An 11778-nucleotide genomic window follows, 5' to 3' on the forward strand; every position below is an offset into this window, starting at 1 on the left:
GGAAAAGTGTGCAGCGGTTTTCCGGCAAGGCCATGCCCTCTATCAAAGAAGGCTAAACGCGGATGGCGGGTCCGCCACGCACACGCGATCCGCAATCGGTGCTGTTTGCCTGCGCCATGAACAGCGTGCGCTCGCCGATGGCCGAGAGTCTGCTGCGGCACATGTTTCCGCAAGGTCTGTACGTCAAATCTGCCGGTGCCAGGAAGGGCGAGCTCGACCCCTTCGCCGTCACCGTGATGGCCGAGCTCGGCCAGGATATCTCCACCCACAAGCCGCAGACCTTCGAGGAGCTGGAGGATTGGGAGGGGCTGAATTTCGACCTCATCATCACGCTCTCGCCGGAGGCGCACCACAAGGCGCTGGAGCTGACCCGGACGCTTGCCGCCGATGTCGAATACTGGCCGACCCACGACCCGACCACGATCGAAGGCAGCCGCGACCAGAAGCTCGCCGCCTATCGCGAGGTCTGCGACCAGCTGTTGCTGCGCATCCGCCGCCGGTTCGCCAAGGTCGGGGCGGCGAGCGGGTAGTCATTTGCTCCGTAACACCGGCGTCACAGAGCGCAGGCACAGGCATGTCCGGGGAGCCTCGAATCGCTTGAGTCGAGGTTCCCGGGTTGTGAAATCAGCCTCCGTCCGATAGGTTCCGCGCGCAATTCACCCCCTGCTTCGTTCCCCAAAATCAGCTGATGCTCGGCCGCCCCAAATTCGTACTTGCCTCCGGTTCGCCGCGACGCCTGTCGCTGCTCAACCAGGCCGGCATCGAGCCGGACGCGCTCCGGCCCGCCGACGTCGACGAGACGCCGAAGCGGGGCGAGCTGCCGCGCGCCTGCGCCAACCGCCTCGCGAGGGCCAAGGCCGATGCGGCGCTGAAGTCAGTCCAGCTCGACGACGAGCTGCGTGGCGCCTTCATCCTCTCCGCCGACACGGTGGTGGCGGTCGGCCGCCGCATCCTGCCCAAGGCGAACCTCGTCGACGAGGCCGCGCAGTGCCTGCGGCTCTTGTCCGGCCGCAATCACCGCGTCTATACCGCGATCACGCTGGTGACGCCGCGCGAGGCCTTCCGCCAGCGCCTGGTCGAGACCCGCGTCCGCTTCAAGCGCCTCTCGGAGGACGACATCCAGGCCTATATCGGCTCCGGCGAATGGCGCGGCAAAGCCGGCGGCTATGCCGTGCAGGGCATCGCCGGCTCGTTCGTGGTCAAGATGGTCGGCTCCTACTCCAACGTCGTCGGCCTGCCGCTCTATGAGACCACGACGTTGCTCGGCGGCGAGGGCTTTCCGATCCGCTTCGGCTGGCTCAACGCCACGGCGGTCTGAGCGGTCTGACAAAAACCTCGAAAACAACCCCATGCACAGTAGAATGAGCGAGGGCGACCTCGCCGGGCCCGCCTGCGCGGCCGCCCGAGGAACCCGTTTGCCGACAGGCGCATGAACGCCGCCACCTCGTACACGCCGCACCTCATATGGACGACCCCGTCAAAAAGCCCGCCAGCCCCCTCAAGACCTGCCCGATCTGCGGCAAGCCGCAGGTGGAGGCCACCCGCCCATTCTGCTCGTCGCGCTGCCGTGACGTCGATCTGAACCGCTGGCTGAAAGGCTCCTACGTCATCCCCGGCCGCGACGACGAGCTGGATGACGTGGAATAATACAATAAAATCAGTATTTTGGTCGCCGTCTTGGCGCCCACGCACCAGCCGCGCCGCCCCCGCCCGAGCTTGTGCACAGCCGCGCCGCGCCCGGCGAAGCCTCTCCGGCGTCGCCCTGTGGGCTATGCCGGACAAAGCTGGCGAAGCCGGGTGGACAGGCCGCTCTCGGCCCACTATAAACCGCCCGCTCGATGGGCCTTGAGCTTCTCTTTGGCCCTCGCGTCGAGCATGCCCAGGTAGCTCAGTTGGTAGAGCATGCGACTGAAAATCGCAGTGTCGGTGGTTCGATTCCGCCCCTGGGCACCATATTTCCACCATTCGATACAAAACCACGAACAAACGAAGTCCTGACGGCTGCTGGTGCGGATTTGCAGTCGAGCGATACGCAAGTGGATCGTGCGCATACGACGAAGGCCGCCTGATCGACGCATGCGCGGGAGCACGGCGAGCGCTATGATTGCGTTGCGTGCAGGTCAGGTGGCCCGCTGACCGGCGGGCTCACTGGCTTGGCGCAGAGGCTTCCATTCCCGCGGCAGCGGTTCGTGCAGACGCGAAGCGGGAAGATCGGCGATACGGGCGAGGACGTTGGCGAACCAGACCTTGGGATCGACGTCGTTGAGGCGACACGTCGTGATCATGGTCAGCATGATGGCGGCGCGGTCGGCGCCGCGCAGGCTGCCGGCGAAGGTCCAGTTGCGCCTGCCCAACGCGATGCCGCGCACCTGACCAGCTGGCTCACATGAAGGCCAGCCATGCGAGCCACGTCGGAAACACTGGCTCCGGGCTCAAGCGAGGCTGCAACAAGCCGTTCCTTCTCATCCTGCGACCCACCGGCGTCGCCGCTCGACCGACGTGATCATCTCTGCCCGCGAAATCGTCATAGCGCTTCTCCCCTAGGACCTGCAGCGCTCGCGTCCCTCAAACAAGACGGCCTTTGGCGGAGGGATACAGTGGATCGGCTTGCCGGCCGATCATACGGAGGCTGAAAAGGGCGCCGGCAATGCCGAACGCGATTCAGAACTTGACTTCGGTCGGTCGACCGAATTATTGTTCAATTCGGTCGTTCGACCGAATTCTGAGCGGAGGTCATTATGGGCGTCATGTCATTGCTCTACGGAATCGTCGTCTACCTGATCTTTCTCGGTACTTTCCTGTACGCGATCGGCTTCGTCGGCGACGTGGCAGTCCCCAAGACTGTCGATAGCGGAGACCATGGACCGCTCTCGGTCGCCGTCACACTCGATGTGCTGTTGCTTGGCCTGTTCGCAGTTCAGCACAGCGTCATGGCACGTCCAGCCTTCAAACGGGTCTGGACCAGGCTGGTGTCACGCTCGATCGAGCGGACGACCTACGTGCTGTTTGCGAGTGGGGTCCTTGTGCTTCTCTACTGGCAGTGGCGGCCGATCCCACAGATCCTATGGCAGGTGGAACATCCTGCTGCTGAGTTGGCGCTACAGGCAATCTTCTGGGCCGGCTGGGCCCTGGTGCTGCTCAGCACATTCCTGATCAATCACTTTGAGCTCTTTGGGCTGCAGCAAGTTTTTGCGCGCCTGCTTGGCTTGCCATCACCATTGCCGGTGTTCAAGACGCCCTTTCTGTACAAACGGGTCCGGCATCCGATCTATCTCGGTTTTCTGCTTGCGTTCTGGGCAACCCCCACAATGACTCTCGGGCATTTGCTGTTCGCCGCTGCAACGACGGGCTACATCCTGGTTGGCATTTGGCTCGAGGAGCGCGATCTCGTCGCGGTCTTCGGCGATCAGTATCGTCAGTATCGGAAGCAGGTCTCCATGTTGATCCCGTTCCCACGCAAGAAGGCGGACCTGCAGGCGCGCATGCGACCCTAGCGGATCGCTGCCCTTCTCGCGAAACCGCTCCGCCGAATCAAGTGAAAGGACCTTCCGGATGGTGCGTGCACTCGCGAAGAAGCCAGGTACCAGCGTGCTGCTCCTCGAAGCCGCCAAGGTGGTGCTGCGCCGCAATGGCTACGCGGGCCTTTCGACGCGCGATGTCGCCGCGGCGGCCGGTGTGCCTCTCAGTCAGATTCATTATCACTTCGGGTCCAAGCAGGGCATGATGCTGGCGTTGTTCGAGTACCTTAATGCGCAACTGATCGACCGCCAGACCGCGATGTTTGCCGACACGACGCTCAGTCTGTCGGAGCGATGGGACCGGGCGTGCGATTATCTCGATGAAGATATTGCGTCGGGATATGTACCCGTTTTGCAGGAATTGATGGCAGCGAGTTGGTCGGATGCAGGCGTCGCCAAGGTAATCCGAGAGGGCATTTTGTCCTGGTACCGGCTGCTCCGCGACGTGGTTCGGGATTCCGCGGACAAAATCGGCGGCCTCGGCTCATTCACACCTGAGGACATCGCGGCCTTGGTCTCCAGCGCGTTCATGGGAGCGGAAAGCCTCTATTTGCTGGGCTTCGAAAAGAGGGGCGCGCCCCTACGCCAATCCCTGCGTCGTGTTGGCGATCTGATCCGTATCGCCGAAACAAGTGCGAGGTAAATGTCATGCGCGCAAGACTCCCTGACCGGGAAGGTTTCGTCGACCGTGACGGAGTAAAGGTTCACTTCGAGGTGTATGGGAGCGGGTCGCACACTCTCGTCTTCGTGCCTCCGTGGAGCATCGTCCATTCGCGGGTATACAAGGCGCAGGTGCCGTTTTTTGCCGAGCATTTTCGCTGCGTGACTTTCGATCCGCGCGGCAACGGCAAGTCCGATCGACCGGACGACATCGCGGCCTATTCGCTTGATCAGTATGTCGCCGACACGATTGCGGTCATGGACGCGATCAACGCATCCGAGGCGATTGTCGTCGGTCTTTCCTCCGCCGGGATCATTTGCTCTGTCCTGGCGGCCCATCATCCGGAACGCGTGACGGCTGCTGTACTGATCGGGACCGTCGCGACAATCGGCCCTGGCAATCCCTACATGACCCCACAACATTTCGGGACGCCGCAGCAACCGTACGAGGGCTGGAACAAGTATAATCGCGACTACTGGCTGACCAACTATACCGATTTTGCGGAATTCTTCATCGGCAGCATTTTTTCTGAACCTCATTCGACCAAGCAGATCGAGGATGCGCTCGCCTGGGCGAGCGAGACCGACGGCCATATCTTGGGAAAGACCGTGGACGCGCGGACGATTGCGCCGGCATGCGATGTGAGCGAGGCGATGTATCACGCCATCCGCTGCCCCGTTCTCATCATCCACGGGGACGATGATCGCATCATGCCGTATGCGAGAGGCGAGAAGGTCGCCGAGGTCATCGGCGGGGAGCTGGTAACCATCGCAGGCGGAGGTCACATCCCCCTTGCCCGCTTTCCGGCGAAATGCAATGCGGCGATCATCGACTTCTTGCGGCGCATAGGCGTGATGCCGAGGCCAGGGACAAAAACCCGCAAGGCCAAGACTGTCCTCTATCTCTCCTCGCCGATCGGCCTAGGCCACGCCCGGCGCGATCTCGCGATCACTCGCGAGCTGCGTAAGTTGCATCCCGACCTGGATGTTCATTGGCTGGCCCAAGACCCGGTGACGCGGCTGCTCGAACGCGATGGTGAATGCATCCACCCCTTGAGCAAGCGCCTGGCAAGCGAGACCCAACACATCGAGCAGGAATCCGGCGAGCACGAGCTCCATTGTTTTCAGGCACTGCGCCGGATGGACGAGGTGCTGATCAAGAATTTCATGCACTTTCAGCAGGCGGTGGAGGAGACCCAGTACGATCTCGTCATCGCAGACGAGGCCTGGGACATCGATCACTACTGGCACGAGCATCCGGAACTCAAGCGCGCGGGCCTTGCCTGGTTCACGGATTTCGTCGGCTATCTACCGATGCCGTCCGGCGGTGAGCGGGAGGCTTACCTGACGACCGACTACAACGCCGAGATGATCAAACATGTCGAGAACCATCCGTCGGTCCGCGACCGCGCAATTTTCGTAGGATCGCTCGATGACGTCATTCCGCGCTCGTTCGGCGAGGACTTGCCGGTAATGCGCGACTGGGTGCCGCGACACTTCGATTTTTCCGGCTACATCATTGGCGAGCACCCTGCGAGCTTCGGCAGCCGCAAGGATCTGCGCGATCAGCTCGGCTACAACAATGGCGAGCGCGTGTGCATCGTGACCGTCGGCGGATCGGGGGTCGGCGCGCACCTCATTCGCCGCATCCTGCAGAGCTATCCGCTGGCGGCAGAAAAGGTACCCGGGCTTCGCATGATCGTGGTCACGGGTCCACGCATCGATCCGAGCGCGTTCGGTGGACCGCCGGGTGTCGAGTTGCGTTCGTTCGTGCCGGATCTCGATCGCCATCTCGCGGCCTGCGATCTCGCGCTGGTTCAGGGTGGCCTCACGACCTGCATGGAACTGACCGCTGCCGGCACGCCATTCATCTATTTTCCGCTCAAGAACCACTTCGAACAGAACTTCCATGTCGCGCACAGGCTGGACCGCTATCGCGCTGGTCGCCGGATGGAGTTCGGCACCAGCACGCCGGAGGCCATCGCCGACGCAATGGTCGCAGAGCTCCGAAGGCCTCAACACTTCTCACCGGTCGAAGCAGACGGCGCCGCCCGGGCGGCCCGGATGCTCGCCGAATTGCTGTAGCGAGCACCTGCTTCGTGTGGACATGATCCATGAGCGAACGCCGACGACCCAAGCGTTATGTAGCGGATGGCGGCCCGAAGTCACGCGGTGCCAATAGCGAGCATCAGAGTTCCGGTGCAAGCCGCATCGACTGAAATTATATGGATACTTCAATGATATTAGAATTCGTGGTTTTGTTCTGAATGGCGCACCATCAGTTTCCCGCGATAGCGACCGCTGATCCCCGCAGAGTTTCCATGCGCAAAGCCATTTCGTTCAAAGGCGTCGTCGTCGGAGCGATTGTCGACGTCTTGGGAACCTATATCGGTCTGTTCGGGGTCATCGGCTATCTCATCATCCGACACCAGGTCTTTGCCCTGCCGCCTGGCGAGCAGAACGCCGAGCTCCAGCGCCTCTATGGCGATCCCGCCGTTGCGACCTTGAACGCCGCCATCGGCTTCGGCTTCTCGATCGTCGGTGGATATGTCGCGGCGTGGATCGCCGGCCATCATCAGCGGCTGAACGGGGCGCTCTCCGCGTTCCTGTGTGTTGCCCTCTCGGTGTACACGATGAAGTCTCTCTCGATCGGCTGGGTGATCGAGGGATTTTTGGGAAGCCCTGCGCTCGGTCTGCTCGGCGGTTATCTGAGGCTGTGACAGATAAGGCGCTCTGGGAAACGCACGAGTGCTACCGGTTGAATTGATAGTTCAGGCCGAGGCGGACGACATTGTCCGTGATGTGGGTCGTGCTCGCCGCAGATGCGACGCCGCCGGCGTTGAAGCCAGCGCCGTAGGCGGGATTGATCGCGATCGCGAATGTGTCGGTGAACTTGCCGAGATCGACGTAGAGATATTCGAGCTTTGCCGACCAGCCGCCGCCGAGCTTGCTCTCGACGCCGCCGCCGAGGCTCCAGCCAAGGCGCGTGTGGGAGAAGCTGGCTCCGCCGGGCAGGAACGGGCCGGGTTGCAATGGCGCCGGGAAAATCGTCGGGTTGGCGGATCCGAGAAAATTGTAGCTGTCCTTCACGGTACCCCAGGCGAAACCGCCCGTCGCGTACCATAACGTGCTGCCGACAATCGCGCCGCCGCGTGCGCGAACCGTGCCGATATCCGTCACCTTCTGCTCTGTCGCCAGACTGTAGCCAAAGCCATTTCCGCCGGCGCCGAAAAACGCGACGGTCCCGGACGCAGGCGAGCTGTTGCTGACACCGTCTTTCTGTGAGGACCATGCCCAATCGGCTTCCAGGCCGACAACCCAGAGCGGCGAGACCTGCCAGTTGTAGCCGATCTGGGCGCCGGCGAGCCATCCAGTCGGCGCAAGGCGGCCGGAGCTGCTCAACAGGGTGTTCGCGCCAAGCGCGGTCGAAGAGAACGTTGCGTTCTGCGACATCGGATCCCAACCGATGCTGCCGCCGGCATTCAAGCCGAGATAAAGGCCGCTCCAGGCGGGGACCGCGATGATCGGGGGCGGTGCCTTATACGGCAGGTCGGCCGCCGAAGCAGCCGAACCCAAACCCGATATGACCACGGCTGAAAGCAACGAGAGGGAAATAGGGCGCACGTGAATACCTCGCTCTTAAAACGTTCGTATCAACGAAGCGAATTGAGCGTCCGTCCAAGACCCGAAACTTTTGAAGGGCGGCGCGGCGGCAAGCGACTCTGACAAACCTGAGTGCGGTCGCATTGTTGCCGCGTATGGTTAACGAACAGTTATTGCGCGAGATGTGGCCGTTTACGCCATTGCGGTGATAGCGCATTCAATGCGCGCACGAACCAATGGTCAGCTTGACAGGTCTGCAAAACCACTGGGTTGAGCGCGCTGTCGCCGTAATCGGCGGACTCCTGCAGGGATGATTAATTGCAGACTTCTCTGTTGCGACCGGCGGCCCCCATCGACCCCATAGCGGCAGTTGAGGCTGTTTCCAAATGGCAACCTTTTTGCACCGGGCGGCACCCAGCCGCGTTGCAAACAATTTGTCCCGATGCCTTCGGCGTTGACGCTTCGGAAGCCGCTCTCGCGGGGGCTTGGCGGTCAGTGTTTACTCTCGGTTGTTCGCGCTTTGCCGTCGGCTTCTTTACGTCGATCTTTTCACAACTATTGTCGTCGCCGATCTCGTAACCTGCGCGGCAGGTGATCTTTGAGCAATGGTCGCCATCTGCCCTAAAACCATGATCGCAGAGCAGCGGGCAGACTCGGCCTGGCCGGGCTTTGATCGCCTCCAATGCATCGAAGCTTGCGAGGGTCGAGTCGAGCTTCGTTCCGGCGTACTTGTTGAACAGCGTCAGGGAACGCTGTGACTTGGCGCTCCACTCGATGCTTTCCGCATCGGCAAGACAGCCGACGCGACGAAGTTCGGATTGGACCGACTTGACGAGGTCTTGCGGCGACTGCGCCGGTTCGGATGAAGGTGTGGGAGATGGCAGGGCCGCAACCTTCTGGTCGGCTTCGGAGCCGACTTTCTTCTCTGCGGCCTGCTTGTCGGCGAGAGCCTTTGCAACAGCGGCCTCTGTCTCCTTGCGCCGTTGCTCGGCGGCGGCAACTTTCGTCTCCTCGATCTGCTTGGCCTTCTCGGCGGCGAGCCGCGCATCCTCGGCAGCCTTGGCGGCTGCGGCGGCTTTGTCCTGTTCGACCTTCTTTGCGCGGTCGGCGGCAAGCCGTGCCTTTTCGTCTTCGGCCTGCCGAGCCTTATCGACCGCCGCTGCGCGGGCTTCCTCCGCCGCGATCTTGTTGAGTTGCCCCTTGGCGAGGTCGGCATAGAAGCCGTCAGCGTACCGGCTCAAGAAGGCCGTCCATCCGTCGCGGGTGCCGAGTTGCAGGGCAAGCTCGTAATTGCGGCGAACTGCGTCGTCCGGGTTTGCCTGAGGGCCGGTTGCCGCCGGCTTGGCCGCGACAAGCGACACGTCATCGCCGCCAAGCGAACCGTACACATACGGTTCCTGCTTGTAGTTGGTGTTCTTCAAGACGTCGTCGCGGACAAAGCCGAACGCCTTGCGCAAATCGAGGCCGGGTGTCGGCAGCCGCTCGACAAGCGCCGCGGCAAACGGGCTGTTTTTGGAGTCACCATCCGACGCCGTAGACCCCGCCTTGGCAGCGAACGCGATCATTGTATTCGGGCTGGTCGGCTCGATCTTGGCAAGGCCGCGACCGATGGCACGGACGGCAACCGTTCTCTTGATGGATCTGGCGAAGGGGTTATCGCGGCAGGCATCAAGGATGATCAGCCGAAGTTGCTTGGCAGGCTCGACCGCGAACAGCGCACGATCAAGTCCTACGGTCTCATCGAGAACGTCGCTGTCGGTCTCCAGGTTGGCATCAATGGGAATGAGGTAGTTCGTCCCGTCAAGTTCAATGCCGTGACCGGCGTAGTAGATGACGGCCACCTCGGCATCTCGCGCTCGGCCGCCGAAATCGCGCAGAGCCTTGCGCATCTCGGAGGCGTTCAGATCGGTCCTGACGTCGATCCAGTCGAACCCGGCCTTCTTGAACATACCACCGACCAGGGCGGCATCGTTGGCGGGGTTGGAGAGCTTGGGGACACTTTTATAGGCTGAATTGCCCATCACGAGCGCGATCCGGCGCTCGGCTTGCGCTGAACCGCACATCAGCCAGATCGAAAAGAACAATGTAATCCAGCGGAAAGCGCCCATCTCAGCCCCGACAATATGCGCGCAGCCTATGTGCAATCTCCCGAAAGGCAAGCATCGGCTCTGTGATATTCGTCACATTGCGCGGAATTACGGGAATTACGGTGAATTACGCGGAATTACGGTGACAGTGCACTCAATGGGCGTCCGAACCGATAGCCAGTTGAGTGGTCTGCAAAATCACCGAATTAAGTGCACTGTCACCGTAATCCTTCCGTTGTGGAAGGATGATGCTGCGAGCACACGGCCTCGAGCCACCATTGCGACCGTTATAGAGCGCGAACAACTCCCGCATCATTTCCTCGTAGCGCTGCAGCGGATCCGGAAAGCGGGCCTCGTAGCGGCGCTCGTCGAGGCAGCCAACGGGAAACTCGGGCGCGGCCAGCAGGCAGCGATTGCAGAGTGAGCAAGGCTCGGGCGCTTCGTAATCGGCGAGGCCTTTCGCTTCCGCCGCGAGGAGCTCGCGCGGAAGGTTGGGATTGGCGATCAGCGGCCTGACCATGGTCACGGCGTCGCAATCGCCATCGACGATCGTGTGGCGGATGCCGCCGAGGGTCTGGAAGGCGCCGGTGCACAGGACCTTGATCGTTGGATCCTTGATGGCGGCCCGGATCGCATGCGATGCTTCCGAATTGGTGCCTTCGAGGCGACGCGCGCCCGACTCCTCGCCTTTTCGCGGGCGCGGGCGCCCAAGCAAAAAGTTGAGCAGGCCATCATAGAGGTGGCGGCGGTTGGTGCGCTCCCACAACATGCGCGCAACGGCCCGGGTCGGCGCATAGCGAAAAGCGAGATAATTGCCCCACGTCCTGGTGCCGCTGTCGATCAGGGTCTTGTAGGTGCGCGGCACGAAATCGGCGGGCAGATAGCCGGCAGGATTCCATGGATGCGGAAAGATCGTGCCGGCGGTCACATGAATTGCATCGGCGCCGGCCTCGACGCACCATTTGGCGACCTTCATGGCGTCGTCGATCGAGTTGCCGGGGGACCGCCACGGGTAGACCGCATCGTCGCCCTCGCGGACGCTCAGTTTTGCGATCAGCGGCATGTCACGCGTCGCCGGCTGGGCGCGGATGCCTTCGATCACCTCGCGCCAGAACCGGAAGCGATTCTCCAGCGAGCCGCCGTACGCGTCGTCCCGGTCGTTGATGGCCGAGCTGATGAACTGGGTGAACAAATAGCCATTGCCGGAATGCAGCTCGAGACCGTCGAGCCCGGCTTCGGCCGCGCGTCGCGCACCGGCGACGAACATGTCGACGAGCTTCTTGATCTGCTCCACGCTCATGCGGCGTCCGCGCAGGCCGTTGAAGAAATCGGGCTTCTCGGTCGGAGCCCAGGGCCGCATGTCGCGTTGGTCGAAGGGGGGCTTGTCGAGATTTTCGATGCCGCCGAGATCGCGCTGGCGGCCCGAATAGGACAGCTGGAGAAAGTACGGACAGTCGTTTGGCAGCGCGAGCTTCAGCCGCCGCCAGAACTCGGTCTTGTCATCGGCGTCGATGAACGCATAGTTCGGCAGGACGCGGCCGCTATAGTGCACCGGCACGTGCGACGAGATGATCGCGCCGATGCCGCCCTTCGCGAAGGTCTTCTCGAAATTGATGCGCCACTCGCTGCCCGAGCCGTCGAAATTGTCGATACGGCCGGAAATGCTGGAGCGCAGCATGCGGTTCTTGATGCGCACGCGGCCTATGTCGAACGGAGCGCCAACTACCGGGTCTGCCATCAGCTCTTCCCTCCGAGTTCGATTTGCGCGTCGTATGCGGTGGTGATCCTTCCCAAGCGTCAATTCAGTACAGGTTGTACTCAAGCATAGCATCAACTGAGGGAAAGCAAATCGAATTGGAGCGGCGGCAGTCCGGTTATTTCGCTCGTGGCAGCTTGTGACAGTGCAATGC

Annotated in this window: 10 protein-coding genes, 1 tRNA gene and 1 pseudogene; 8 read left to right on the plus strand and 4 right to left on the minus strand. The window is 61.9% G+C overall.

The features are described from left to right. Positions 1–62: 62 nt before the first annotated feature. The 4 genes from IC761_RS04570 (at position 63) to IC761_RS04585 (ending at position 1953) form a co-directional block, all read left to right on the plus strand. Complete coding sequence (locus IC761_RS04570; protein WP_195802108.1) at positions 63–530, plus strand: arsenate-mycothiol transferase ArsC; 468 nt, start codon at positions 63–65, stop codon at positions 528–530. A gap of 158 nt (positions 531–688) precedes the next feature. Beyond that, positions 689–1318 (plus strand): Maf-like protein, encoded by a 630-nt coding sequence (locus IC761_RS04575; RefSeq protein WP_018321268.1) that lies wholly within the window; start codon positions 689–691, stop codon positions 1316–1318. A 146-nt stretch (positions 1319–1464) separates the two neighbouring features. Continuing rightward, positions 1465–1647, plus strand: a complete 183-nt coding sequence (yacG, locus tag IC761_RS04580; RefSeq protein WP_195802109.1) for a DNA gyrase inhibitor YacG — start codon at positions 1465–1467, stop codon at positions 1645–1647. Positions 1648–1877: 230 nt separating this feature from the next. Next, positions 1878–1953: transfer RNA gene (locus IC761_RS04585), tRNA-Phe, on the plus strand. Between the two features lie 167 nt (positions 1954–2120). Here the strand turns inward: IC761_RS04585 and IC761_RS04590 are convergent. Further along, a pseudogene (locus tag IC761_RS04590) lies at positions 2121–2369 on the minus strand (transposase domain-containing protein); the annotation flags it as partial. Positions 2370–2738: 369 nt separating this feature from the next. Here IC761_RS04590 and mddA point away from each other — a divergent pair. The 4 genes from mddA (at position 2739) to IC761_RS04615 (ending at position 6898) form a co-directional block, all read left to right on the plus strand. After that, the gene (gene mddA / locus IC761_RS04600) at positions 2739–3494 is read left to right on the plus strand and encodes a methanethiol S-methyltransferase (RefSeq protein ID WP_210338517.1); all 756 of its coding nucleotides are present in this window, start codon (positions 2739–2741) and stop codon (positions 3492–3494) included. 58 nt (positions 3495–3552) lie between these two features. Continuing rightward, the gene (locus IC761_RS04605) at positions 3553–4161 is read left to right on the plus strand and encodes a TetR/AcrR family transcriptional regulator (RefSeq protein ID WP_195802110.1); all 609 of its coding nucleotides are present in this window, start codon (positions 3553–3555) and stop codon (positions 4159–4161) included. A 5-nt stretch (positions 4162–4166) separates the two neighbouring features. Beyond that, positions 4167–6263 carry an alpha/beta hydrolase gene (locus IC761_RS04610; protein ID WP_195802111.1) on the plus strand — a complete coding sequence of 699 codons (2097 nt, stop codon included), beginning with the start codon at positions 4167–4169 and terminating at the stop codon, positions 6261–6263. Positions 6264–6499: 236 nt separating this feature from the next. Further along, positions 6500–6898 carry a hypothetical protein gene (locus tag IC761_RS04615; RefSeq protein WP_195802112.1) on the plus strand — a complete coding sequence of 133 codons (399 nt, stop codon included), beginning with the start codon at positions 6500–6502 and terminating at the stop codon, positions 6896–6898. Between the two features lie 31 nt (positions 6899–6929). Here the strand turns inward: IC761_RS04615 and IC761_RS04620 are convergent, their stop codons facing one another. The 3 genes from IC761_RS04620 to IC761_RS04630 form a co-directional block, all read right to left on the minus strand. Then, a complete protein-coding gene (locus IC761_RS04620; protein WP_195802113.1) occupies positions 6930–7802 on the minus strand; it encodes an outer membrane protein in 873 nt (290 codons plus the stop codon). Between the two features lie 293 nt (positions 7803–8095). Continuing rightward, the gene (locus IC761_RS04625) at positions 8096–9889 is read right to left on the minus strand and encodes a caspase family protein (RefSeq protein ID WP_195802114.1); all 1794 of its coding nucleotides are present in this window, start codon (positions 9887–9889) and stop codon (positions 8096–8098) included. 133 nt (positions 9890–10022) lie between these two features. Continuing rightward, on the minus strand, positions 10023–11606 hold the full coding sequence (locus IC761_RS04630; protein WP_195802115.1) for an oxidoreductase: 1584 nt from the start codon (positions 11604–11606) through the stop codon (positions 10023–10025). Positions 11607–11778 lie beyond the last annotated feature (172 nt).

The organism is Bradyrhizobium commune (genome assembly GCF_015624505.1).
GTDB classification, from domain to species: Bacteria; Pseudomonadota; Alphaproteobacteria; order Rhizobiales; family Xanthobacteraceae; genus Bradyrhizobium; species Bradyrhizobium commune.

What these genes read in the sequence shown, in the direction of transcription:
- mddA (WP_210338517.1), top strand. Translation starts at nt 2,739, where the DNA reads ATGGGCGTCATGTCATTGCTCTACGGAATCGTCGTCTACCTGATCTTT.
- IC761_RS04610 (WP_195802111.1), top strand. Translation starts at nt 4,167, where the DNA reads ATGCGCGCAAGACTCCCTGACCGGGAAGGTTTCGTCGACCGTGACGGA.
- IC761_RS04575 (WP_018321268.1), top strand. Translation starts at nt 689, where the DNA reads ATGCTCGGCCGCCCCAAATTCGTACTTGCCTCCGGTTCGCCGCGACGC.
- IC761_RS04625 (WP_195802114.1), bottom strand. Translation starts at nt 9,889, where the DNA reads ATGGGCGCTTTCCGCTGGATTACATTGTTCTTTTCGATCTGGCTGATG.
- IC761_RS04570 (WP_195802108.1), top strand. Translation starts at nt 63, where the DNA reads ATGGCGGGTCCGCCACGCACACGCGATCCGCAATCGGTGCTGTTTGCC.
- IC761_RS04615 (WP_195802112.1), top strand. Translation starts at nt 6,500, where the DNA reads ATGCGCAAAGCCATTTCGTTCAAAGGCGTCGTCGTCGGAGCGATTGTC.
- IC761_RS04630 (WP_195802115.1), bottom strand. Translation starts at nt 11,606, where the DNA reads ATGGCAGACCCGGTAGTTGGCGCTCCGTTCGACATAGGCCGCGTGCGC.
- yacG (WP_195802109.1), top strand. Translation starts at nt 1,465, where the DNA reads ATGGACGACCCCGTCAAAAAGCCCGCCAGCCCCCTCAAGACCTGCCCG.
- IC761_RS04605 (WP_195802110.1), top strand. Translation starts at nt 3,553, where the DNA reads ATGGTGCGTGCACTCGCGAAGAAGCCAGGTACCAGCGTGCTGCTCCTC.